Below are 23,000 nucleotides of genomic sequence, written 5' to 3'. Positions count from 1 at the left end.
CCTAGTGCTCGTCGCGCGGGCGAGCGTCCCACGCCTTTACCAAGGTAGAGAGGTCGCCGGGCAGCGTGACGTCCGGGAGACCTTCCTTGCCCTTCAGCCACGGCCCGAGGGCTTCGATCGTCTCCTCGTCGACGCCGCGGCGGGACAGGCCCACGACGTTGACGCCGGTGACGCGGGCCGGGTTGCCGACGGCGATGGTGAACGCGCCGATCTCGCGCCGCACCGCCGAGCCCATCCCGATCATCGCGCCGGGGCCGATCACGACCTTCTGGTGCAGGATCGCGCCCATGCCGAGGTTCGCGCCGTCCCAGATGTGGCAGTGGCCGCCGGTCACGGCGTTGGAGGCGATCGTCACGCCGTCGCCGACCAGGCAGTCGTGCGCGACGTGGGAGTTGCGCAGGAAGTAGCCGTCGCTGCCGATCGTCGTCGTCCGCCAGGTCCCTTGGTGGACACTCACGTACTCGCGGATGCGGTTGCGGCTGCCGATGACGACGCCGTGGCCGTCGTGATCGGGGTCACCCACCGGCGCCTCGGTCCAAGCGTCCGGGTGCGGGCGGCCGCGGTCCTCGCCGGGCGTGCCGATCGTCACGTGCGGACCGATCCAGTTGCCGTCGCCGATCCGGGCCGGCCCGACGATCACCGCGTACGGCCCGATCACGTTGTCGTCCCCGAGTTCGACGCCTTCGCCGAGGACGGCGGTCGGGTGGATGCGGTTGGCCACGGGCGGGTATCCGTTCGTCGGCGGCTGGGTACTGGGCGTGCTACCGCGCCCGGTAACGTGTGGCCCGCGTTCATGCAGGGCGGCCGGGCGCAGAACCGGCGGCTCACTGTACCGGACGCGCCGAAATCGCCTGCCGAGAGAGACTGCCCATGATCCCCATCACCGTGGTCGACGTCCGCGACGCGGAGGACCTCGTCGTCGAGGTCCTGCGTTCCGGCGCCATCGCACAGGGACCGATGGTCAAGCGCTTCGAAGACGCCTTCGCGGCGGTCTCCGGGACGAAGCACGCGATCGCGGTCAACAACGGGACGACCGCGCTGGTCGCCGCCCTCCAGGTCCTCGACCTGAAGCCGGGTGACGAGGTCATCACCTCGCCGTTCACGTTCGTCGCGACGCTCAACGCGATCCTCGAGGCCGGCGCGACCGTCCGGTTCGCCGACATCCGGCGCGACGACTTCGCGATCGACCCCGACGCCGTAGCCGCCGCCGTGACGGACCGCACGAAGGTTCTCATGCCGGTGCACCTCTACGGCCAGACGGCGGACATGGGCAAGCTCGCCCCGCTCGCCGCCGAGCACGGCCTCCAGGTGATCGAGGACTCGGCGCAGGCCGTCGGCGCGTCGTTCGAGGGCAAGCAGGCCGGGTCGTTCGGCATCGGCTGCTTCTCGCTGTACGCGACGAAGAACATCACCACCGCCGAGGGCGGCGTCATCACGACGGACGACGACGCGCTGGCCGACAAGCTGCGCGTGCTGCGCAACCAGGGCATGCGCGCCCGCTACCAGTACGAGGTCGCCGGGCACAACTACCGGATGACCGACCTGCACGCCGCCGTCGGCATCCCGCAGCTGGCCAAGCTCGACCAGCTGACCGCCGCCCGCCAGGCGAACGCGAAGCGGCTCTCGGAGGGTCTCGCGGGCACGCCGGGCCTCGAGGTCCCGAAGGTGCTGCCGGGCCGCGAGCACGTGTGGCACCAGTACACCGTGCTGGTCGGGCCGCACGCGTTCCTCTCGCGCGACGAGCTGGCCGCGGCGCTCACCGAGCGCGGCATCGGCAACGGCATCTACTACCCCAAGATCGTCTTCGACTACGAGTGCTACGCGGGTCACGACCTGATCCCGGGCGCGCGCGTCGAGGACTTCCCGGTGGCTCGCGCCGTCTCGGAGCAGGCGCTTTCGCTGCCGGTGCACCCGCACCTGACCGAGTCCGACCTGGACACCATCATCGAGACAGTTCGCGAGGTACTGGGCGCATGACGCATCGGATCGCTCTTGTCGGCACCGGGAACATGGGGTCGCTGCACGCTCGCGTGCTCGCCCAGAACGAGCGCGTCGACCTGGTGCGGGTGATCGATCCGCGCGAGGAAGCGGGCAAGGCCGTCGCCGAGCGGTACGAAACGCAGTGGACGCCGGAGATCGGCGAACTGTCCGATGTGGACGCCGTCGTGCTCGCGTCGGCCACCGAGGTGCACTACGACCTGGCGCAGGAGATCCTCGGCCAGGGCAAGCCGATGCTGGTCGAGAAGCCGGTCTGCAACAGCTTCGAGAAGTCGCAGGAAATCGTTTCGCTGGCGGCGAAGAACGACATCCCGCTGATGTGCGGCCTGCTGGAGCGCTACAACCCGGCGGTCATGACCGCGCGGGCGCTGGTGCAGGAGCCGGTGCACCTGATGGCCCGCCGCCACGGCCCGTACGCGCCGCGCATCAAGACGGGCGTCGCGTGGGACCTGCTGGTGCACGACGTCGACCTGGCGATCCAGTTCTTCGGCGGCGCAACGCCTTCACGTGTGACGTCCGGCGCGGGGTACTTCCACCCGTCGTCGGTCGAGGGCGCCGAGGACACCATCGAGACGGTGCTGTCGTTCCCGACCGGCTTGGCCACGGTGTCGGCTTCGCGGCTGGGCCAGAAGAAGGTCCGTTCGCTGGTGGTTTCGGAGCTGGACCGGCTGATCGAGATCGACCTGCTCCGCCGTGACGTCACGATCTACCGGCACGTCTCGCACGACTCCGTCACCCCGGACGGCCTCGGCTACCGGCAGCAGACGGTGATCGAGATCCCCGAGCTGATCACGGCCCGCGAGCCGCTGGCCTCCCAGCTGGACCGCTTCTGCGACCTGCTGGAGGGCAAGGTCGACGCGGACGCCGAGCGTGACCTGATCCTGCCGTCGCACCACGTCGTCGAGCAGGTCCTGACCCAGGCCGCGGCCTAGCTGACCGGTACCGGGAAGGCCGCCGGGCTCCGGCGGCCGCCCGGGCCCACCGCGCGGACGGCGAAGAAGACGTTGTCCTTCGACAGGTCGATCTTCGCCGTCAGCGCCGGGCCGACGTCCAGCGCGTGCGTCCAGTCCGGGGCCGTCGTTTCGCGCCAGAGGACTTCGTAACCCACCGCGCCCGGCGTCGCGTCCCACAACAGTTCCGAGTCGTTCGTCAGCGCCGCCGTGCGGATCTTCACGCCCTTCGGCGTTCCCGGCGCCGTCGCCAGCGACCACAGGGCGGCACCGTTCACCCGCGCCACCCGCGCGATGAACGGGAAGTCGCAGAACTCCGGCAGGTCGCCGTACTGGACGCCGTTCTCGACGCGGACGTCCTGGTGCTGGTGCGCGAAGTCCTCGGCGGGCTCGGTGAACCGCGCCGCCGGGTAGCCCTGCTCCAGGAACCCGATGTGGTCGCCACCGCGCAGGTAGCGGTCGCGGCGGTGGATGATCCGGACGGTCATGCCGGTGGCGTCGTTCTCCGCCACCGACTTCACGAACCGGGCCAGCTGCCGCGGCGGGGAGTCGTTCTCGCCGCCGATGCTGCGGCGCAGGTTCGCTTCGGCCGGCGTCTCCGCGGTCGGGACGCCTTCGGCGAACAGGCGGATCGTGACCGGGTCGCGCGTGCCGTCGTCGGCGCGGCTGGAGCCGACGATGTCGTCGGTGAACATCGCCTGGACGTCGGTGCCGGCGGCCTTGAACTGCTGCGCCATGTGCCGTGCGCCGTAGAGGCCCTGCTCCTCGCCCGCGACGGCGGCGAAGACGATCGTCGCGGCCGGCTGCCGCGTCGAGAGGACCCGCGCCAGCTCCAGCGCGACCGCAACGCCCGAAGCGTCGTCGTCGGCGCCCGGCGCGTCGCCGGTGAAGTCCATGACGTCGCTGCGGCGCGAGTCGTAGTGCCCCGAAACGACGTACACGCGGCCGGGATCGGTGGCGCCGTGCAGCGTCGCGACGACGTTGGTGATCGTGGTGGGCACCGGGATCCGGTCGGCCGGCGGCTGGACGTACGACTGCAGCTCGACGGTCAACCGGCCCTCGGACCCGGCCGCGATCTGCTGGTACTGCGCGAAGAGCCAGTCACGCGCGGCGCCGATGCCGCGCGCGGGGTCGTCCTGCGCCGACAGTGTGTGCCGCGTGCCGAAGGCGGCCAGCCGGCGCACGGTCGCCTCGATCCGCCGTTCGTCGACCTGCCGGAGCAGCGCGCGCAGGTCCGCGCCCGGACGCTGCGGACGTACGGGGACACCGGGGCCGCGGTCGCCGAGTTCGGCGGCACCCGCCGGGACGCCGATCGCCGACGCCGCCACTGCCGCGGCCGAACCGGTGAGGAACGCTCGTCGTGAGGTCACGGTTGGGTTCTTACGCCCGCGCGGTGCCGGCGGGTACCGCCTACTTGGTGAGCCGCTTGCCGTCCGCGTCGTAGGCGATCAGCGGGGTCAGGGAGGCGGAGTCGGGCACGGAGTCGGGGTGGAACCAGAAGACGACGACGGTGGGGTCCGCGGTCCACTTGGCCAGGTGCGCTTCGACGGTCCGGCCGTGCACCGTGGTCGTGATCCTCGCCGCCGGGCCGGCGAAGTAGCCGAAGACCGGGATGACCTGGTTGCCGATCACCTCACCGCCGTCGGTGGCGTGGAAGCCGAACGACCGGTCGGAGCCGCGGAACTCGTTCGTCGCCAGCGCGGCCCGCAGTGACGTGCCCGAGCGGAAGCCGGCCACCACGCCGAAGTGGATGTCCGGCCGCTCCGGCAGGTCGACAGCGCGGGCGAAGAAGACGATCTCGCCGGCCGCCGTCTGGATCCCGGTGCCGATGACGTCGCCGATCGGCTGCTCCGCGGGTGGCGTGCCGGCCGTCGAGGTGGCCGGCACCGGCGCCGGTGGCTGCGCGACCGGCGCGGGCGCGGGCTGCCGCAGCTGGACGGCGAAGACGAAGACGAGCACGACGACGGCCGCGGCGGCGAGCCCGGCCGTGGTGGTCAGCACCCGGCGACGGCGTCGGAGGCGCGTGCCGCCGGCCATGATGGCAGCGAGGTCCGGCTCGGCGAAGGGCTCGTCGAGCGGCTGCCGGAGGGCGGCGCGGAAGTCGTCGAGATCGTTCATCGCCCGCTCCCCCCGATCAGCGTGTCCTCGCCGGCCTCGACCCGCAGCTTGGCCAGCGCCCGCGAGTTGGTGCTCTTCACGGTACCGAGCGAAACGCCGAGCTCACGGGCCACGTCGGCCTCGGGCAGGTCGAAGAAGTGCCGCAGCACGACGACGGCGCGTTCGCGGTCGGTCAGCGTCCGCAGGACGGCGGTGAGCCACGCGCGCTGGGTGACGGCCTTGTCGACGTCGAGCCGGTCCGGCCGCTCGGGCATGGCCTCGGTGGCGTACTCGCGGATCGGCCGCCGCCAGCCGTCGATGACGTGGTTCACCAGGACGGTCCGGGCGTAGCCGTAGGCGTCCTTGTGGCGGACCCGCGCCCAGGCGGCGTAGGTGCGGGTGAAAGCAGTCTGGGCGGCGTCTTCGGCCTGGTGGCGGTCACCGGTGAGCAGGTAGGCGGCGTGGGTGAGCCGCGCTGATGAGGCGCGCACGAAGTCCGCGAACTCGTCGTCGCCGCGCGCCATGGATCACCTCGTTCCGTCCTAGTTCAGCGACGGCCGGGCCCCGGAAAGGTTGCCTCTCGATCTTGCGAACGTTGTGTAATCGATATCTTGCGCTGGGTCACTAGCGACTAGATTGTGCAGCGTGCGCCTCCGTGCGCGAGGACTTCGCCGCCGATGGTCGGGCGGTCCCCCGACGGCGGCGCCGGCGACGACGCCGGCGCTGCCGTCATCCACTCACTCCGAGAAGTCTCCGGAGGGCGCGCCCCAGCCGGTGGCGTCGCCGCCGCGTTCCTCCGCGATCTCGCGGCGACGCGCGTTCTCCGCACGGACCCGGTCCACTTCGGACTGGATGTACTCCTCGTCGTACCGCTGGAACACCCGCGCCGGGTTGCCCGCCACCAACGTCCGCGGCGGGACGTCCTTGGCCACCACCGAATTCGGCTGCACCGTCGCGAAGTCGCCGATCGTCACGCCGGCCATGATCACCACCAGGCCGCCGATGAAGCAGCCCTTGCCGATCTTCACCGGCTTGCGCTCGATCAGGTCGCTGCCCGAATGGTTCTGCAGCGTCATGTTCGCGAGCCAGCTCGAGTGCGTGAAGATCAGCGTGTTCAGGCCGATGCTCGTGTGCTCGCCGATCTCGAGGCCGCCGCTCGCGTCGAGCGCCGCTCCTTCACCCACCCAGCAGTGGTCGCCCATCTTCAGGTTCTCGGGGCTGATGATCTTCACGCGCTCGCGCACGCGGCACGTTGACGGCAGCCCGTAGAACTGCGCCCGCTCGGCGTCGTTCATGTACTGCGAAACGAGCTCGGTCAGGATCTGCGGGCGCAGCCGGTGGCTGCGCTCGTCATCGAAGAACATCGGCTTCCGACACCAGCTTTTCGAACGTGCGAAGGTGTTCTTCCGCGACGACGTCGAGGCCGAAGTTCGACCGCACCATCTCGCTCTCGCGCTGCGCGATCACGGCCCGGCGCTCCGGGTCGTCGAGCAGTTCGATCACCGTGCGCGCCACGGCTTCGGCGTCGTCGGGACGCACCAGCAGCACGTTCTCGCCGTTGCGCAGCTCGATGCCCGGGTAGTTGTCCTCGGTCACCGACGCGATCGTCGCCGTCCCGGACAGCATCGCCTCCAGGGACGCCGTGCCGCAGCCGCCGTTGAGGTCGTGCGTGACGATGTCCGCCGCCGCGAAGTACGCCGGGACGTCCGCCTTCGGCACCGCGCCCGTCACCACCAGCGCGTCCGAGACGCCCAGTTCGGCCGCCCGCTTGAGGAACGCGTCGTGGTACACGCGGCCGACGACGACCACCCGGACCCCGGGGTGCTTGTCCAAAATGGACGGCAGCGCCTCGATCAGCGGCAGCCGGTTGCGCAGCGGGATGACGTGCCCGAGCGAGACGATCAGCGGCGCGTCGCCGATTTCGTGCTCCGCGCGGACGTCCTTCGTCACCGGCTTCGCGAAGTGGCCCGTGTCGACGGCGATCGGGAAGTACTCCGAGTTCGCGTCGCTGGTGCCGTAGCGCTCGACGCAGTAGTCGACGCCCAGCTTGTCCAAGATCACATAGCGAGGCCGGAGGTACTTCAGGATCGGCTTCACGAGCACCGCGTCGAGCAGCCGGAACACGCCGCCGTACAGCTTGTTGTCGCTGATCAGCAGCGTGTGGATGGTCAGCAGCGTCGGCACGCCGTGGCGGCGCGCCCAGATCCCGGCCAGCCACGACAGGTCGAAGAACTGGCCGTGCAGGTGGATCGCGTCCGGCTTGAACTCGTCCAGCAGCTTCCACAGCCGCCGCCAGTTGCCCGGCCGCAGCGACGCGAAGCTCATGTCGAAGTCGATCGACAGCCCGACCTGCGGCATCTTCACGGCGGGGAGGCGCACGACGCGGTAGCCGTCGCGCTCCTCCTCGGCCGGGGCGTCGGCGTAGGCCGCCGTGACGGCCAGGACTTCGTGTCCGGCCGCCACGAACTGCGCCGCCAGCGACGCCGCCATGTGCGCGCTCCCGCCCACGCGGGGCGGGAAGAAGTTGTTCACCACCGCGATGCGCATCGCACGTCCTCGGGCCGGCCCCGCGGTGGCACTCACTCGGATTCCTTGACCAGTTCCCGCATGCCGTCCTCGACGGTGATCCGCGGCTCCCAGCCCAGCACCTCACGGGCGCGGCTGATGTCGGCGGCGCGCCGGGAGACCAGCACGTCACGCTCGTTGAACAGCGGCTCGACGTCGACGCCGACGGCCTCGATCAGGATCTTCGCGAGCGCCGCGATCGACGTGTCGATGCCGGTGCCGATGTTGATGGGCAGGTTCGACCGCTCCGACTCCAGCGCCGCGACGACGGCCCGCGCGAGGTCGGTGACGTGCACGAAGTCCATCGACTGGTCGCCGCGGCCGTCGATGATCGGCGGCTGGCCGGCGCGCAGGCGCTGGATGAAGTGGTTGATGACCGACGTGTAGTACGCCTCGATCTTCTGGCCGGGGCCGTACACGTTGAAGAACCGCAACGCGTTCCAGGACAGGCCCTTCTGGCGCTCGTAGAAGCCCAGCAGGTCCTCGCCGGCGCGCTTCGAGATGCAGTACGGCGTGAGCGGGCGCAGCTCGTCGTCCTCGTGCATCGGCAGCCGCTTCGGCTCGCCGTAGACCGACGCGGTCGACGCGAACACCAGGCGCTCGACACCCTCGTCCGCGGCCGCGGCGAAGACGTTGTGGTTGCCGATCATGTTGATGTCGATCGACTCGTGCGGGTCGGCGATCGACTTGTTGATCGACACCGTCGCGAAGTGGATGACGTGCGTGCAGCCGCGCATGGCCTCGCGGACCGCGCCGCCGTAGCGGACGTCCTTTTCGACCAGTTCGACCTGGCCGGTGGCGACGAACTCGTTGACGCGGGCGCGGTCGCCGCGGGTCATGTTGTCGAAGATCCGGACCGTGTAGCCACCCTCGATCAGCAGCGGGATGACGTGCGCGGCGATGAACCCACCGCCCCCGGTGAAGAGCACCTTCTTGTCGGACACCAATTTCTCCTCGGTAGGGGCTTCAGGACAGGGACTGCACGGCTTGGCGCACGACCTCGCCGACGCGGGTGACTTCGGCGTCGGTGAGGTTGGCGTGCATCGGGATCGCGAGCTGACGCGCGAACGCGTCCGCCGAGACGGGCAGCGGCGCCTGGGGACCGTAGATCGGCTGCAGGTGCGAGGCGTAGGTGCCGAAGTTGCACTGGACGCCCTGTTCGCGGATACGCAGGGCGAGCGTGTCGCGGCTGACCTCCGGCGCGACCGTGAGCAGGTAGGCCTGCCACGGGTGTTCCCGATCGGACAGTTCCACCGGGACGGTCAGCGCGTCGACGTCGTCGAACGCTTCGTGGTAGCGCTTCGCGACCGACCGGCGGGCGGCGAGGAGGTCCGGCAGCCGGTCGAGCTGGACGTTCATGATCGCGGCCTGCACGTCCGACATGCGGAAGTTGTAGCCGAGCTCGTGGAACTCCGGGATGGGCAGCGTGTTCGAGCCTTCGCGGCTGATCGCCGGCTCGATGCCGTACGTGTGCAGCTTGCGGGCGTGCGCGATGAGGTCTTCGCGGTCGGAGACCAGCGCGCCGCCTTCACCCGCGGTGATGCCCTTGCGGCCGTGGAAGGAGAACGCGGCGAGGTCGGCGAGGCTGCCGGCCGGGCGCGTCTTGTACGTCGCCCCGGCGGCGCAGGCGGCGTCCTCGAAGAGCCAGAGGCCGTGCTTGTCGGCGATCGCGCGGTACTCGTCGAAGTCTCCGGGCTGGCCGGCGACGTCGACCGCGAGGATGCCCACCGTCTTCGGCGTGATCAGCGCTTCGACGTGCGCCGGGTCGGCGCTGAAGACGTCCGGGCGGATGTCCGCGAACACCGGGGTCGCGCCGGCCTGCACGACGGCGTGGCCGGTGGCCGGGAACGTGTAGTCGCCGACGATGACCTCGTCACCGGGCTGCACGCCGAGGACCTTGAGGCCGAGAAAGAGCGCGGAGCCGCAGTTCGCGGTCGTCAACGCGTGCGCGGTCCCGGTGACCTGCGCGAACCGCTCTTCGAAGCGGCGGCACGCCGGGCCGGCACCGGCCAGCCAGCCGGATTTGAAGACCTCGGCGACGGCGGCGAGCTCTTCTTCGCCCACGGTCGGCTGACCTAGGGCAATGCTGTCGGTCGACATACCTCTCCCATTGCGTGGGGACCCGGCGAAGTGTATATACGCGCACTCAGGTGATTCACAGGCCCACGCCGAAGACCACTTTCGAGTGACAACTTCCGCAGGTCGGCGGACGTCTTAGGCTGGGCGCATGCGATTCGGGGTCTTGGGGGCCGTCGCCGCGTGGGGTGAAGACGGCACGCAGGTGGCGGTGGGCGGCCCGCGGTCGCGGACGCTGCTGGCGCTGCTCGCCCTCGACGCCGGGCGGTTCGTCCCGGCCGAGCGGCTGATCGACGGCATGTACGGCGAATACCCACCGGACGGCGCGGCGAACGCCCTCCAGTCGCAGGTCTCCCGGCTGCGGACGGCGTTGAAGGACCTGGCTCCGGTCGAATTCACCGCGGCGGGCTACCGGCTGGCCGTCGAACCGGACGAAGTGGACGCAGCTGCCTTCGAACGCCTTGCGCGCGAAGGCCGTCTGCTGCTGAAGAACGGCGAGCACGCGCGGGCGGCCACTGTCCTCAGTGAAGCGATGGCCTTGTGGCGCGGGCCGGCGTTCACCGACGTGGCCGGCGCGCCGTTCGCCGCGGCCCAGGCCGCCCGGCTCGACGAGCTGCGGGCCGACGCCGCGGACGACCACGTCGAGGCCCGGCTGGCGTTGGGACGAGCCGAGGACGTCCTCGCCGAACTGCGCGAGACCGTCGCCGCGCAGCCGCTGCGCGAACGCCCGCGTGCGCAGCTGGTCCGCGCGCTGACCGCCGTCGGCCGGCCGGCCGACGCGCTGGCCGCGTTCGAAGACGCCCGCCGCACGCTGGCCGACGAGCTGGGCGCCGACCCTGGTCCAGACCTCGCCGAAGCCCACCTCGCCGTGCTGCGCGGCGAGACCGAGAAGCCGGCGATCCCGGCGTTGCCCGCGCAGCTGACCAGCTTCGTCGGCCGGGACGGCGAGCTGCGGCAGGTGGCGGACCTGCTGGGGCGCAGCAGGCTGGTGACGCTGACCGGGCCGGGGGGCACCGGCAAGACGCGGCTGGCCATCGAGGTCGCGGCAGCTGAGACCGGGCCGGTCGCCTTCGTCGAACTCGCCCCGCACAGCGGTGCCGCCGTCGCCGGCGCGGTGCTGGCCGCGCTCGGCCTGCGCGAAGGCTCGCGCGGTGGCCCGCAGGACCCGGCCGAACGGCTGATCTCGGCGCTGCGCGACCGTTCGGCACTGCTGGTGCTCGACAACTGCGAGCACGTCGTCGACGTCGCGGCCCGGCTGGCCGCGCGGCTGCTCGCCGCGTGCCCTGGCCTGCGGGTGCTGGCCACCAGCCGCGAGCCGCTCGGCATCACCGGCGAGCAGCTGACGCCGGTGCCGCGCCTGGCCGTCCCGCCGCCGGGCACGCCCGCCGCGGAGGCCTTGGCGTACCCGTCCGTCCGGCTGTTCGCCGACCGCGCGGCGGCGAGCGACCCCGCGTTCGTCCTCGACGACGACACCGTCGGCGACGTCCAGCACCTCTGCGCGGCCCTCGACGGCCTGCCGCTCGCGCTGGAGCTGGCCGCGGCCCGCGTCCGGAGCCTGGCCCTCGGCGAGATCGCGGCCCGGCTCGACGACCGGTTCCGGCTGCTCGGCCGCGGCAGCCGGACGGCCGAGGCGCGCCACCGCTCGCTGCGCGGCGTCGTCGAGTGGAGCTGGGACCTCCTCGGCGAGGAGGAACGCGAACTGGCGCGGCGCCTGGCGGTCTTCCCCGGTGGCGCGACGCTGGCCGCGGCGGCCGAAGTCTGCGGCGCGGACGACGGCTTGGTGCTCGAACTGGCCGACAAGTCGCTGGTCGAAGCCGTCGGCGGCCGGTTCCGGATGCTGGAGACGATCCGCGCGTTCGGCGCCGAGAAACTCGCCGAAGCGGGCGAAACCGAGGCGGTCCACCGCGCGCACGCCGAGTACTTCCTGCGGTTCGCCGAAGAAGCCGACCCGATGCTGCGGACCGCGGCCCAGCTGGAATGGCTCGACCGGATCGACGCCGAGTACGACAACCTCCTGGCCGCCCTGCGCTGGGCGACCGAGCACGACGTCGTGCTCGCCCTGCGGCTGGTGCCGCACCTGGCGATGTACTGGTGGATGCGCGGCCGGCGGTTCGAGGGCGCCGGGCTGTCGCTGGCGGTCGTCTCGCGGACGCCGCCGGAGCTGCGCGAGGAGTACGTCGAGGAGTTCCTGGTGTGCGTGCTCGGCGCGTTGTCCGGGCACGCGGACGAGTCGCTGGAGCAGTACCTGCCGCTGGTCCGGCGGTACGCGGCGGACGGCGGCTGGTCGCCCCGGAACCCGATGCTGGTGATGCTGATGGGCGTCGTCGTGGGCCCGCCCGGCGACGACGACGAGCTGCTCGGCCGCGGCGAAGGCCTGCTGGCGGCCGGCGACGCCTGGGCGTGGGCGCTGCTGCCGACGGGCATGGGTCTGCGCTCGATGATGACCGGCGACCTGACCGGCGCCGAGGAAGGCCTGCGCGAGGGCGCGGCGCAGTTTCGCGCGCTGGGTGAGCGGTGGGGCCTGTCGATGGCCCTCGATCACCTGTCCCAGCTGCTGACGTGGCGCGGCGAGCACGACGCGGCGGTCCCGCTGATGGACGAGGCACTCGCGCTGATGCACGAGATCGGCGCGACGGACGACGCGGCGGACCTGATCTGCCGCCGGGCGTGGACGCGCTTGCTGGCGGGCGACCCCGCGGGCGCGCGCACGGACTACGAGCTGGCGGCGGCGACGGCCCGCCGGTCAGGCATGCCCGAGACCCGCGCGGCGGCGTACGTCGGCTTGGCGAACCTGGCCCGGCTGGCGGGTGAGCTGGACACCGCTCGTTCGTGGTGCGACCGAGCGCTGGCGGAATGCCGGGGCGGCTCGTTCGCGGCGGAGACGGTGCGCGCGATGGCGATGATCTCGCTCGGCTGGCTGGCCGTGGCGGAAGGACGTCCCGCGGAAGCGGCGCAGCTGCACCGCTCGGCGTTGCTGACCGGCCGGCAGTGGAACGCGGGCGACGTGGTGGCGTTCGCGTTGGAGGGCCTGGCCGGAGTGGTACCACCGGACCAGGCGGCCACGCTCCTGGGCGCGGCGGCGGGCGTGCGCGGGACGTCGATCGCGGGCGACCCGGACGTGTCCTCGGTGCGGGCGCGAGTGGTCGATTCGCTGGGCGCGGCCGGTTTCGAGCGCGCCTACGCGACGGGGCTGGCGATGAACACCCAGAAGGCCCTCAGCACGGCCGGACTGACCGGCTCACCAGGCCCTTCCCCGCTCGCGTAGCCTGGTCGACCGTGCGCAACGTCGTAGTCGTCGGGGGCGGGATCGTCGGTCTGGCCGTGGCCTGGGAGCTGACCAGGCGCGGGCTGGACGTCACCGTGCTGGAGAAGGAATCCCGCTGGGCGGCCCACCAGACCGGGCACAACTCGAACGTCGTGCACGCCGGGCTCTACTACAAGCCCGGGTCCTTCAAGGCGCGGATGTCCGTCGCCGGGAACCGGTCCATCGTGGACTTCGCGCGGCAGTACGGCGTGCCCGTCGAGGTCTGCGGGAAGCTCGTCGTCGCGACCGGCGAAAAAGAGATCCCCGCGCTGAACACGCTCGCCGAGCGGGCCGAAGCCAACGGCGTCCCCGCGAAGAAGATCTCCCCCGCCGAAGCGCGCGAGTACGAGCCCGAGGTGGCCTGCGTCGCCGCGCTGCGGGTCGAGTCCACCGGGATCATCGACTTCCCCGGTGTCTGCGCCGCGCTCGTGCGGCTGCTCGACGAAGCCGGCGTCGACCTGCGGCTGAACAGTCCCGTGCTGGCCATCCGCGCCGGGGCGAACGGCGGGGTCGAGGTCGCGACCGGCGAAGACGTCGTCCAGGCCGACGCGCTCGTGAACTGCGCCGGGCTGCACTCCGACCGCGTCGCGCGGCTGGCCGGGCTGACGCCGTCGGCGAAGATCGTGCCGTTCCGCGGCGAGTACTACGAGCTCAAGCCCGAACGCCGTGGCCTGGTCAAGGGCCTGATCTACCCGGTGCCGGACCCGACGCTGCCGTTCCTCGGCGTGCACCTCACGCGGATGCTCGACGGCAGCGTCCATGCCGGCCCGAACGCCGTGCTCGCGCTGCGCCGCGAGGGCTACCGCTGGCGAGACTTCTCCGCGAAGGACGTCGCCGAGGTCGCGGCCTTCCCCGGCGTCTGGCGGCTGGCGAAGAAGTACGCGTTCCCGACCGGCCTCGACGAGGTGCGGCGCTCGTTCTCGAAGAAGCGGTTCGCCGCGAGCCTCGCCCGGCTCGTCCCGGCCGTCACCGAGGACGACATCGTCCGCCACGGCTCCGGCGTGCGCGCGCAGGCGATGCGCCGTGACGGCTCGCTCGTCGACGACTTCCTCATCGAGACCGCGCGCGACCAGGTGCACGTCCTGAACGCGCCGTCGCCGGCCGCGACGAGCGCGCTCGAGATCGCGCGCCACATCGCCGACCAGGTGTCGAAGGACTAACCCGGCAGGTTGGGCGTCACCAGCGGCAGGGCCTGCTTCACGATGTCGCAGGTCTTGGTGTCGTCCCCGATGAACCCGCTGACCACCTGCACCGACGACGTTTCGGTGATCGGCAGCGTGGCGCCGCAGGTCGCCCGCAGGCCGCCCATGTTCGGGAAGACGCCCCACTTCTTGCCGCCGACGTCGACGGTCTCGATCGGGTTGACGCCCTTCGTACCTGGCCACTCCGCCACCGGCGTGCTCGGGCCGAACCAGACCTCGAACGCCTTCTGGCCCCCGTCGCCGTCGGTGTCGTCCCACAGGCAGTACGTCGCGTTCGGCGTCGCGGACGAGTTGTCCTTCTCACCGGTGGGCGAGATGTTCTTCAGCTGCGCCGCCTGGTCCGGCTTCAGCGTCGCGCACGGGTCGGCCGACAGCAGCGGCCCGCCCGGCTCCGCCTTCTTCGGCCCGACCGGGGTGATCGGCGGCGCGGCCTGGCCGCCGGGCAGGTGGGCCGCGACCTGCGGGACCACGGTCTTCGCCAGCTCGCACGACTTGGCCAGCTCCGGGCCCGAGACGCTGACGAACGCGAAGGACTGGTCACCGAGTAGGGCGTAGAACACGCAGTCGTCGGCGAGGATCGACGGGTACTGCGTCCAGGTGAAGCCGCCGAGCTTCTGCGGCTCGGACTTCGGGACGGCGCCGGCGATGTACTCGTTGAAGTCCAGGTCCGTCGTGTAGCCGACGTTGAGCGTGGCCGACGGCTCGATGTCGTCCTTGCTGCTCCACAGGCACATCGGCGCCTGCAGCCGCTCCTTGTTCTCCGGCACGGACCGGCCGGGGGACTCGTAGCCGAGCGCGTCGACCTGCTCCTGGTCGAGCAGCGTGCAGGCGTCGACGGCCGTGACGATCGGGCCCTGACCCGGTACCGGCGACGCCGTCCCGTTGACGGCCACCGAGCAGCCGGAGACCACGGTCAGGGCCGCCACCGTCGCCGCGACCTGCCACTTCATGCGCATGAATCCTCCCGTTCGGCCCGGACCTTACTGGGACGAACGGAGCAGCACCGGGGATCCACCCAAATCAGCGGGGCGTGAGGACTTCCTTGCCGCCGACGAACGGGCGCAGCGCCTCCGGCACGCGGACGGAGCCGTCCTCCTGCTGGTGGTTCTCGACGATCGCGACGATCCAGCGGGTGGTGGCCAGCGTGCCGTTGAGCGTCGCGGCGATCTGCGGCTTGCCGTTCTCGTCGCGGTAGCGGACCGAGAGGCGGCGGGCCTGGAACGTCGTGCAGTTCGACGTCGAGGTCAGCTCGCGGTAGGTGTCCTGCGTCGGGATCCACGCCTCGCAGTCGAACTTGCGGTGCGCGGACGTGCCGAGGTCGCCGGTCGCGGTGTCGATCACCCGGTAGGGCACCTCGATCTTCGCGAGCATCTGCTCTTCCCAGCCCAGCAGCCGCTCGTGCTCCGCCTCGGCGTCGGCCGGCTTGGCGTAGACGAACATCTCCACCTTGTCGAACTGGTGGACGCGGATGATGCCGCGGGTGTCCTTGCCGTACGAGCCGGCCTCGCGCCGGTAGCAGGACGACCAGCCCGCGTACCGGTTCGGGCCGTCGTTCAGGTCGAGGATCTCGTCGGCGTGGAAGCCGGCGAGCGGCACCTCCGACGTCCCGACGAGGTACAGGTCGTCGTCCTCGAGGTGGTAGATCTCGCTCGAGTGCTGGCCGAGGAAGCCGGTGCCGGCCATGATCTCCGGGCGCACCAGCGACGGCGTGATCATCGGCGTGAAGCCGTTTTCGAGCGCCTGCGCGATGGCCATGTTGAGCAGGCCGAGCTGCAGCTGCGCGCCGACGCCGGTGAGGAAGTAGAACCGCGAGCCCGACACCTTGGCGCCGCGTTCCATGTCGACGCCGCCGAGCGCTTCGAGCAGCTCGAGGTGGTCCTTCGGGGTGAAGTCGAACTTCGTCGGCTCGCCGACGTGCTTGACGACGGCGAAGTCGTCTTCGCCGCCGACGGGGGCGTCCGGGTGCACGAGGTTCGGCACGGTCCGGAACAGCTGGTCGAACTCCTCCGACGCGGTGTTCTGCTCCGCCTCGGCCGCCTTGACCTGCGCGGCGAGCTCCTTGGCCGTGGCCAGCAGCTGCTGCTTCTCCTCCGGCGGCGCCTTCGGGATCTGCTTGCCCAGGAGCTTCTGCTCGTTGCGCAGCTTGTCGGCGGCCGCGATCGAAGACCGGCGGCGGGAGTCGAGGGAGAGCAGCTTGTCGACCACTCCCTCGTCTTCGCCACGGGCGCGCTGCGACGCGCGCACGGCTTCCGGGTCATCGCGCAGAGTCCTGGGGTCAATCACGGGTCAGAGGGTAGTCCGTACAGACTGTGCGTCCCTACTGGGTTATCCCGACAGTCTGATCGTTGAAGCGCTGTTCACGGCCTCCTCATACTCGCTTGAGACCCCGAGGAGGCGTTCGATGACCGATGAGCTGCTCGCCCGGCACCGCGCAGTCATGCCGTCCTGGATGTCACTGCTCTACGAAGAGCCGATCGAGATCGTGCACGCCCACGACCGGCGGATGACGGACTCGCAGGGCCGCACCTACCTCGACTTCTTCGCCGGTGTGCTGACCAACTCGATGGGCTACGACGTCGCGGAGATCGGCGACGCAGTCCGAAAGCAGCTCGACACGGGCATCCTCCACACCTCGACGCTGTACCTGATCCGCTCGCAGGTCGAGCTGGCCGAGCGGATCGCTGCGCTGTCCGGCATCCCGGACGCGAAGGTGTTCTTCACGAACTCGGGCAGCGAGGCCAACGACACGGCGCTGATGCTGGCGACGCAGTTCCGGCGCAGCAACCAGGTCCTGGCGATGCGCAACTCCTACCACGGCCGGTCCTTCGGAACGGTCGCGATCACCGGCAACCGCGGCTGGTCGGCGTCGGCGCTGAGCCCGGTGAAGGTCAACTACGTCCACGGCGGTTACCGCTATCGCAGCCCGTTCCGCTCGCTTTCCGACGCTTCGTACATCGACGCGTGCGTCGCGGACCTGGTGGACGTGCTCGATACGGCGACCGCGGGCGACGTCGCCTGCCTGATCGCCGAGCCGATCCAGGGCGTGGGCGGGTTCAGCCTCCCGCCGGACGGGCTGTTCCGGGCGATGAAGGAGGTCCTTGATTCCTACGGGGTGCTGTTCATCTCGGACGAGGTCCAGACCGGCTGGGGCCGCACGGGCGAGCACTTCTGGGGCATCGAGGCCCACGGCGTGACGCCGGACATGATGACGTTCGCGAAGGGCCTCGGCAACGGGCTCGCGGTCGGTGGCGTCGTGGCTCGCGGCGACGTCTTGGACTGCTTCCAGGCCCAGTCGTTCTCGACGTTCGGCGGCAACCCGGTGTCGATGGCCGGCGCGACGGCGGTGCTGGACTACATCAAGGACCACGACCTGCAGGCCAACTGCGCCGCTCGCGGCGCGCAGCTGCTGTCGGGGTTGCGGGCGTGCGACTCGCCGATCGTGGCGGAGGTCCGGGGCAAGGGGCTGATGATCGGCGTCGAGCTGATCGAGCCGGGCACGACTTCGCCGAACGTGGCCGCGGCGGCGAGGATGCTGGAGGAGACGAAGAAGCGCGGGCTGCTGATCGGCAAGGGCGGCCTGCACGGCAACGTCCTGCGGCTGGGACCGCCGATGACGTTGACCGCCGAGGAAGCCCAGGAGGGGCTGGACATCCTGGTCGACTCACTGGCGGCCACCCACGCGGCGCTCGCCCAGTAGCTCGGCGGTCGCCTCCCACAGCCGTCGCTCACGACCACGGTCGTGGGCGACCGGCTGGACCTCCGTGAGCTTGTCCTTCACCACGAACGCGCCGTCGCACAGGTGCGCCCACTTCTCGTCGACGGCCAACGCGGCCAGCAGCGGCCCCGAGCGCCGTGGCGTCGAAACGCCGGGGATCCGGGCCAACGCGCGGCTCATCGCCTGGAACGCCGCTGGGGCGCCGCGGCCCAGCGCGGTGCCGGGCATCCAGCCCGGTTCGAACACGGACACGTGGACGTCCGTGTGCCGCTGCAGCTCGTGGGCGTAGTAGAGGATCGCCAGCTTGGCGTTGGAGTAGGCGACGCCGGAGGCTTCCATGCTCGGCTCGCCGGTGCCCGGGCGGGCCAGCTCGACGGGGTCCGCCCAGTCCGCCTCGGCGACGTGGAGCAGCTTGCGCCAGAAGTTGGCGTGGTAGGTGTTCGAGCCGATCAGCACGACCCGCGCCGGCGCGGTGAACGAGCCGAGCAGGTCGCCGATCAGCTGGGCGTGCGCGAGGTAGTTGACGGCGAAGGTCAGCTCGTAGCCGTCGGCCGACGCCTGCCGGGTGTCGGCCGACATGACCCCGGCGTTGGCGATCAGCGCGCGCAGCGGACGCATGGTCGTGAGCAGCTCGCGCGCGGTGGCCGCGGCTTTTCGGACGTCTTCCAGGCTCGCCAGGTCGCAGCCGATCTCGCGGACGCGCGCACCGAGCGCACGGGCTTCGTCGGCGACCGCCGTCAGGTCGTGGCCGGCGCGGCCGACGAGCAGCAGATCAGGCTTTTCGGGCCGGCCGGCGAGGGCCAGCACGGTGTGGCGGCCCAGGTTGCGGGTCGGGCCGGTGATGAGGACGGTGCCGGGTTCGGTCATGCCCCCAGCCTGCGAGGACGGCCGGGCGGCAACCAGTCGTCCGGTTTTCGTAGGACTGCCAGGGCCAGGACAACGGACGCCAGCTCGTCCAGAATGGACGGTGTGGAGGCGTGGGAGTTCGGCCGGACGGTCCGCCGCTGGCGCGATCGCGTGGCACCCGAGGCCGTCGGCGTCCCGGCTGGCCGGCGGCGCCGCGCGAGTGGGTTGCGTCGCGAGGAGCTGGCCGCGCTCGCGGGCATCTCGGCCGACTACCTGACCCGCCTCGAACAAGGCCGCGCGACGGCGCCTTCGGCACAGGTGGTGGAGTCGCTGGCCCGCGCGCTGCGCGTGTCCGACGTCGAACGCGACCTGCTGTTCCGGCTGGCCGGGCACGCCGCGCCGGGTCCGGACGTCGTCCCGTCGCGGATCGCCCCGAGCGTCCAGCGGCTGCTCGACCGGCTGTCGCACACGCCGGTGGTCGTCTACGACGCGAGCTGGACGCTGGTGCTGGGCAACGCGCCGTACAACGCGCTGATGGGCGACACGACCGCGTGGCGCGGCCTGGAGCGCAACGCCGTGTGGCGCAACGTCACGCACCTGCCGTCACGGGTCGTCCACAGTCCGAAGGAGCAGGCCGAGCACGAGGCCCGGTTGGTGGCCGACCTGCGCTTGACGGCATCGCGCTACCCCGCCGACCACGCGTTGCGGCGCTTGATCGCCGACCTGACCGCGGGCAGCCCGCGTTTCGCCGAGCTGTGGGACGCCGAGGCCCCACCACCGCTGCCGGACCCGTCCCGCCGCAAGACGATCGACCACCCGGCGGTCGGCCCGCTGACCCTCGACTGCGACACGCTGGTCGTCGCCCAGGACGACCTGCGCATCAGCGTCTACACCGCCGAGCCGGGGACCGAGGACGCCGACCGCTTGGAGCTGGCCACCGTCCTCGGCACCCAGTCGCTGGACGTCTAGCCCCGCACGAAGCGCACCACGTGCTGGGCCAGTTCCTCGCCCTTGTCCTCCTGCAGGAAGTGCCCCGCGTCCGCGATCACCGGGTGGTTCAGACCGGACGCCCCGCGCATCGAGCGCTTCAGGATCGGGCCCATTCCGCCCGTGATCGGGTCGCCGTCGGAAAACGCCACCAGGAACGGGATTTCCAGCTCCGTCAACGTCTTCCACGCCGCGCGGTTCGCTTCCGATGCCGGGTCGTCCGGCCGGTAGGGCACCAGCCCGGGCATCGCCCGCGGAGCCGCCTTGTACATCTCGTTCGGGAACGGCGCGTCGTAAGCCGCGCGCACCTCTTCCGGCAAGGTGGACCGGCAGCCCGACTGGACGAACCGGGCGACGTCCAGCACCGGGGCCTTCTGGACGGCCTCGCGGAACGCATGCCACTGCGGCGGCATGTCGACGTCGCCCGTGGGCAGGCCCGTGTTGGCCGCGACCACCCGCGCGAACCGCGAGGGGTTCTCCGCGACCAGCCGCAGCCCGATCAGGCCGCCCCAGTCCTGGCCGACGAGCGTCACGTCGTGCAGGTCCAGCGCGTCGAAGGCGAACCCGCGCATCCACTCCACGTGGCGCGCGTACGTGTGGTCGGTCAGGTCGCCCGGCTTGTCGGACCGGCCGAAGCCGACCAGGTCCGGCGCGATCGCGCGCAGGCCCGCCGACGCCAGGACCGGCAGCATCTTCCGGTACAGGTACGACCAGCTCGGTTCGCCGTGCAGCAGGAGGACGACCGGGCCGTCGGCCGGGCCCGCCTCCACGTAACCGACTCTGATCACGCCGCCGTGGGGGTCGTCGAGCTCGACGTACTCGGGCTCGAAGGGGAAGTCGGGCAGGTCCGTGAACCGGTCGTCCGGTGTCCTCAGCAGGCGCACGAACCCCACGCTAGTGCGAACGGGCGAACGCGGCCACGATCACGCCCGATCGGCCCACGACGTCAGGAGATGCCGACCGCCACCACGAGGCCCAGCCCGATGTGCGCCGCCGCGACGACGATGCTCACCGGGGCGAAGTGCTCGCTCTCGATGGTCGACGCCACGTCGATGCGGGTCGCCCACTCCAGCAGCCGGACCGCGATCACCTGGACGATGATCCCGAGCAGGCCGTAGACCAGCGAGGTGATCAGGCCCTCGGTGAGGTCGCTCGCCGAGTTGAAGATCGCCACGACGACGATGAACGCCATCGAGAGCATCCCGGACGCGGTCACGATCACCGCGTTCGGCAGGCCCTGCGTCACGAGCTTCGACAGCTTGCCCGGCGTGGTCCAGTCGATCGCGTAGAAGCCGGCGAACATCAGCAGCAGGCCGATGACGCCGTACAGCAGGATCGCGCCGATCCCCCGCACGAGGTCGGAGCCGAACGTGTCGGACAGCGCAAGGGTCGTGTTCACGAATTGTCTCCCAGGAGAAAGGGCTGATCAGCGACGGTGTTGTATCACGCTTCGGGGATGCGATGTGGGACAAATGCGGCACCGTCGTCGGTGACGAGCCCGCCGGTCTCCCGGATGCCCAGGCCGGCGGAGCTGTCGCCGACGATCCACGCGCCCAGCGCCGGCCGGTAGCCGTCGAACTCGGGCAGCGGGTCGAACGCCTGGTAGACGAAGCCTTCGGCGCCGTAGACGCCGTCGGTCTGGGTCTCGTAGCCGGTCGCGACGATCTGGACGTTCGCGCCTTCGCGGCCCAGCTTCGGCTTGCGGACGTACTCCGTCAGCAGCCCCGGGTCGTCGGCGAACGCCGGCAGCAGGTTCGGGTGGCCCGGGTAGTTCTCCCACAGGATCGCCAGCAGCGTCTTGTTGGAGAGGATCATCTTCCAGAGCGGCTCGATCCACAGCGTCCGCGGCAGCGACTCGACGGCGTGGCGGCCGAACTCCTCGTCGACCACCCACTCCCACGGGTACAGCTTCAGCACGGTCGCCATCTGCGACTCTTCGAGGTCGACGAACCGCTTGAGCACCGGGTCCCAGCCGATCTCCTCGATCGCCAGGCCCACCGTGTCCAGGCCGGCCTCCGCCGCGGTCTCCTGCAGGTACGCCGTGGTGACGTTGTCCTCGCCGCTCGGATCCGCGGCCGACCACGTGAAGTGCAGCTCGTTCGACGGCAGCTTGTCCTGCAGGAACGCCCAGCGCTCGACGAGCTTCTCGTGGATCGAGTTCCACTGATCGTCGTCCGGGAAGACGTCGGTCTTCCAGTGCCACTGCAGCAGCGACGCCTCGAGCAGCGTGGTCGGCGTGTCCGCGTTGTACTCCAGCAGCTTCGCCGGCGACTTGCCGTCGTAGCGCAGGTCGAACCGGCCGTAGACGTGCGGGTCCTGCCGCTTCCACGACTCGGCGATGTGCGGCCAGACCCACTCGGGGATGCCGAACCGCTGGTAGCCCTCGGTCGTCACGACGTTGTCGACGGCCTCCAGGCACATCGAGTGCAGCAGTTCGACGTCCGCCTCGAGCGAGAGGACCTCGTCCATGTCGAAGACGTAGTGCACCGACTCGTCCCAGTACGGCCGCACCCGGCCACTGGCGTCGCGGGCCGGCGTGCCGTAGACGAGCCCCTGCTCTTCGACGATCCGCTGCCAGTCGCGCCGCGGCTCACGCCGGTCCCGGTACACCTACGATCCCCCGCTCTTGCCGCTGCCGCCGGTGCTCCCGGTGCTGCCGCTCTTGCCGCTGATGCCGAAGCCGCCGCGCTGGACGGATTTGCCGGACTTCGTGTTGACGCTGGTCCGCGACGACGGCGGGTCGTAGGACCCCCCGGTGACGGGCTGGCCGATCGTGCCGGTACCGCCGTAGTTGTACCGGTAGCTCTGGTAACCGCCGCCACCGATCGGGATGAACCAGAAGCCGCCGCTGGAGTAGCCGTGGTGGCTGGTGACGTAGTTCTCGTCGCAGTTGTCGTCGTTCTGGACGATGCCGTTCGAGTCGGTGCAGACGGCGGTGACCTCGCCCTGCGGCTTGGCGACCGTGTAGAACGTCGCGACCAGGCCGACGAGCCCGACCGTGACGCCGCTGCCGATGAGGATCTTGCGCCGGGTCGCCGCCTTCGCGTCGGCCTGGCGGGCGAGTTCCTCGTCCCGCTCCTCCTGGACCAAGGCCTGCTGACGCGCGCGCTGCTCGGCGAGCGAGGGCTCCTTGGGACGGGTGTTCGAGTCCTGGAATCTCATCGAACCGCGCTTCGGCGGCTCGGGGGGCGGCTGGTCCCCAGTGTTGTTGTCCTGCGTCATGTGCGCTCCGTAATCCCCGGCCTCACGAAACCGTGACC

General features: G+C 71.0%; 21 protein-coding genes. 6 read left to right on the top strand and 15 right to left on the bottom strand.

All coding sequences use genetic code 11. From position 1 onward, the window contains the following. Position 1 precedes the first annotated feature (1 nt). Positions 2-721, bottom strand: a complete 720-nt coding sequence (locus ACERZO_RS28035) for a UDP-N-acetylglucosamine acyltransferase (protein WP_372667742.1) — start codon at positions 719-721, stop codon at positions 2-4. A gap of 149 nt (positions 722-870) precedes the next feature. On the opposite strand from ACERZO_RS28035, the gene ACERZO_RS28030 reads away from it, so the two are divergent. Beyond that, positions 871-1,977 (top strand): DegT/DnrJ/EryC1/StrS family aminotransferase, encoded by a 1,107-nt coding sequence (locus tag ACERZO_RS28030; protein ID WP_372667741.1) that lies wholly within the window; start codon positions 871-873, stop codon positions 1,975-1,977. After that, on the top strand, positions 1,974-2,930 hold the full coding sequence (locus tag ACERZO_RS28025) for a Gfo/Idh/MocA family protein (RefSeq protein WP_372667740.1): 957 nt from the start codon (positions 1,974-1,976) through the stop codon (positions 2,928-2,930). Before ACERZO_RS28030 ends, ACERZO_RS28025 begins: the two co-directional genes overlap by 4 nt. Here ACERZO_RS28025 and ACERZO_RS28020 read toward each other — a convergent pair. From ACERZO_RS28020 to ACERZO_RS27990, 7 genes are all read right to left on the bottom strand, one after another. Further along, on the bottom strand, positions 2,927-4,318 hold the full coding sequence (locus ACERZO_RS28020; RefSeq protein WP_372667739.1) for a M20/M25/M40 family metallo-hydrolase: 1,392 nt from the start codon (positions 4,316-4,318) through the stop codon (positions 2,927-2,929). The two genes, ACERZO_RS28025 and ACERZO_RS28020, sit on opposite strands and share 4 nt — an antisense overlap. A 40-nt stretch (positions 4,319-4,358) precedes the next feature. Next, a complete protein-coding gene (locus ACERZO_RS28015; RefSeq protein WP_372667738.1) occupies positions 4,359-5,066 on the bottom strand; it encodes a hypothetical protein in 708 nt (235 codons plus the stop codon). Further along, positions 5,063-5,569, bottom strand: coding sequence for a SigE family RNA polymerase sigma factor (locus ACERZO_RS28010; protein WP_372667737.1), 507 nt, complete (start codon positions 5,567-5,569; stop codon positions 5,063-5,065). The genes ACERZO_RS28015 and ACERZO_RS28010 overlap by 4 nt, the downstream gene beginning before the upstream one ends. Before the next feature lie 213 nt (positions 5,570-5,782). Then, positions 5,783-6,409, bottom strand: coding sequence for an acyltransferase (locus tag ACERZO_RS28005; RefSeq protein WP_372667736.1), 627 nt, complete (start codon positions 6,407-6,409; stop codon positions 5,783-5,785). Continuing rightward, entirely contained in the window at positions 6,396-7,592 is a 1,197-nt protein-coding gene (locus ACERZO_RS28000; protein WP_372667735.1) for a glycosyltransferase family 4 protein, read from the bottom strand. The genes ACERZO_RS28005 and ACERZO_RS28000 overlap by 14 nt, the downstream gene beginning before the upstream one ends. A gap of 32 nt (positions 7,593-7,624) precedes the next feature. Beyond that, a complete protein-coding gene (locus tag ACERZO_RS27995) occupies positions 7,625-8,554 on the bottom strand; it encodes an NAD-dependent epimerase/dehydratase family protein (RefSeq protein WP_372667734.1) in 930 nt (309 codons plus the stop codon). A gap of 22 nt (positions 8,555-8,576) precedes the next feature. Beyond that, positions 8,577-9,710, bottom strand: a complete 1,134-nt coding sequence (locus tag ACERZO_RS27990; RefSeq protein WP_372667733.1) for a DegT/DnrJ/EryC1/StrS family aminotransferase — start codon at positions 9,708-9,710, stop codon at positions 8,577-8,579. A 127-nt stretch (positions 9,711-9,837) separates the two neighbouring features. On the opposite strand from ACERZO_RS27990, the gene ACERZO_RS27985 reads away from it, so the two are divergent. Continuing rightward, positions 9,838-12,951 carry a BTAD domain-containing putative transcriptional regulator gene (locus tag ACERZO_RS27985; RefSeq protein WP_372667732.1) on the top strand — a complete coding sequence of 1,038 codons (3,114 nt, stop codon included), beginning with the start codon at positions 9,838-9,840 and terminating at the stop codon, positions 12,949-12,951. Positions 12,952-12,962: 11 nt separating this feature from the next. Next, a complete protein-coding gene (gene lhgO, locus ACERZO_RS27980; protein ID WP_372667731.1) occupies positions 12,963-14,150 on the top strand; it encodes an L-2-hydroxyglutarate oxidase in 1,188 nt (395 codons plus the stop codon). On the opposite strand, the gene ACERZO_RS27975 is transcribed toward lhgO, so the two are convergent. Then, positions 14,147-15,142, bottom strand: coding sequence for a DUF3558 family protein (locus tag ACERZO_RS27975; RefSeq protein WP_372667730.1), 996 nt, complete (start codon positions 15,140-15,142; stop codon positions 14,147-14,149). The two genes, lhgO and ACERZO_RS27975, sit on opposite strands and share 4 nt — an antisense overlap. A 70-nt stretch (positions 15,143-15,212) precedes the next feature. Further along, positions 15,213-16,475: a serine--tRNA ligase gene (gene serS / locus ACERZO_RS27970; protein WP_372667729.1), complete on the bottom strand. Its 1,263-nt coding sequence runs from the start codon at positions 16,473-16,475 to the stop codon at positions 15,213-15,215. A gap of 118 nt (positions 16,476-16,593) precedes the next feature. Here serS and ACERZO_RS27965 point away from each other — a divergent pair, with 118 nt between their 5' ends. Beyond that, positions 16,594-17,889 carry an aspartate aminotransferase family protein gene (locus tag ACERZO_RS27965; protein WP_372667728.1) on the top strand — a complete coding sequence of 432 codons (1,296 nt, stop codon included), beginning with the start codon at positions 16,594-16,596 and terminating at the stop codon, positions 17,887-17,889. Here ACERZO_RS27965 and ACERZO_RS27960 read toward each other — a convergent pair. Further along, complete coding sequence (locus ACERZO_RS27960; protein ID WP_372667727.1) at positions 17,854-18,774, bottom strand: SDR family NAD(P)-dependent oxidoreductase; 921 nt, start codon at positions 18,772-18,774, stop codon at positions 17,854-17,856. The two genes, ACERZO_RS27965 and ACERZO_RS27960, sit on opposite strands and share 36 nt — an antisense overlap. Positions 18,775-18,876: 102 nt before the next feature. Between ACERZO_RS27960 and ACERZO_RS27955 the strand changes: the two genes are divergently transcribed. Further along, on the top strand, positions 18,877-19,722 hold the full coding sequence (locus ACERZO_RS27955) for a helix-turn-helix transcriptional regulator (protein ID WP_444843235.1): 846 nt from the start codon (positions 18,877-18,879) through the stop codon (positions 19,720-19,722). On the opposite strand, the gene ACERZO_RS27950 is transcribed toward ACERZO_RS27955, so the two are convergent. The 4 genes from ACERZO_RS27950 to ACERZO_RS27935 all read right to left on the bottom strand — a co-directional run bounded on the left by ACERZO_RS27950 (position 19,719) and on the right by ACERZO_RS27935 (position 22,962). Beyond that, positions 19,719-20,624, bottom strand: coding sequence for a haloalkane dehalogenase (locus ACERZO_RS27950; RefSeq protein WP_372667725.1), 906 nt, complete (start codon positions 20,622-20,624; stop codon positions 19,719-19,721). The two genes, ACERZO_RS27955 and ACERZO_RS27950, sit on opposite strands and share 4 nt — an antisense overlap. Positions 20,625-20,686: 62 nt before the next feature. Beyond that, entirely contained in the window at positions 20,687-21,139 is a 453-nt protein-coding gene (locus tag ACERZO_RS27945; protein ID WP_285477840.1) for a DUF350 domain-containing protein, read from the bottom strand. A gap of 44 nt (positions 21,140-21,183) precedes the next feature. Next, positions 21,184-22,350: a glutathionylspermidine synthase family protein gene (locus tag ACERZO_RS27940; RefSeq protein ID WP_372667724.1), complete on the bottom strand. Its 1,167-nt coding sequence runs from the start codon at positions 22,348-22,350 to the stop codon at positions 21,184-21,186. Continuing rightward, a complete protein-coding gene (locus ACERZO_RS27935; protein WP_372667723.1) occupies positions 22,351-22,962 on the bottom strand; it encodes a hypothetical protein in 612 nt (203 codons plus the stop codon). It lies immediately after the preceding gene. Between the last annotated feature and the right edge of the window lie 38 nt (positions 22,963-23,000).

The organism is Amycolatopsis kentuckyensis (assembly GCF_041679295.1).
In the GTDB taxonomy this organism is placed as follows: domain Bacteria; phylum Actinomycetota; class Actinomycetes; order Mycobacteriales; family Pseudonocardiaceae; genus Amycolatopsis; species Amycolatopsis kentuckyensis_A.
Note: the sequence above shows the minus strand (reverse complement) of the source record. Positions and strands in the feature narration are given on the sequence as shown.

Bases quoted from the DNA above. Each gene is read 5' to 3' on its own strand.
- ACERZO_RS27985 (WP_372667732.1), top strand. From the start codon at position 9,838: ATGCGATTCGGGGTCTTGGGGGCCGTCGCCGCGTGGGGTGAAGACGGC.
- ACERZO_RS28030 (WP_372667741.1), top strand. From the start codon at position 871: ATGATCCCCATCACCGTGGTCGACGTCCGCGACGCGGAGGACCTCGTC.
- ACERZO_RS28000 (WP_372667735.1), bottom strand. From the start codon at position 7,592: ATGCGCATCGCGGTGGTGAACAACTTCTTCCCGCCCCGCGTGGGCGGG.
- ACERZO_RS27960 (WP_372667727.1), bottom strand. From the start codon at position 18,774: ATGACCGAACCCGGCACCGTCCTCATCACCGGCCCGACCCGCAACCTG.
- ACERZO_RS28025 (WP_372667740.1), top strand. From the start codon at position 1,974: ATGACGCATCGGATCGCTCTTGTCGGCACCGGGAACATGGGGTCGCTG.
- ACERZO_RS27965 (WP_372667728.1), top strand. From the start codon at position 16,594: ATGACCGATGAGCTGCTCGCCCGGCACCGCGCAGTCATGCCGTCCTGG.
- ACERZO_RS27990 (WP_372667733.1), bottom strand. From the start codon at position 9,710: ATGTCGACCGACAGCATTGCCCTAGGTCAGCCGACCGTGGGCGAAGAA.
- ACERZO_RS28005 (WP_372667736.1), bottom strand. From the start codon at position 6,409: ATGTTCTTCGATGACGAGCGCAGCCACCGGCTGCGCCCGCAGATCCTG.
- ACERZO_RS28015 (WP_372667738.1), bottom strand. From the start codon at position 5,066: ATGAACGATCTCGACGACTTCCGCGCCGCCCTCCGGCAGCCGCTCGAC.
- ACERZO_RS27935 (WP_372667723.1), bottom strand. From the start codon at position 22,962: ATGACGCAGGACAACAACACTGGGGACCAGCCGCCCCCCGAGCCGCCG.
- ACERZO_RS28010 (WP_372667737.1), bottom strand. From the start codon at position 5,569: ATGGCGCGCGGCGACGACGAGTTCGCGGACTTCGTGCGCGCCTCATCA.
- ACERZO_RS27975 (WP_372667730.1), bottom strand. From the start codon at position 15,142: ATGAAGTGGCAGGTCGCGGCGACGGTGGCGGCCCTGACCGTGGTCTCC.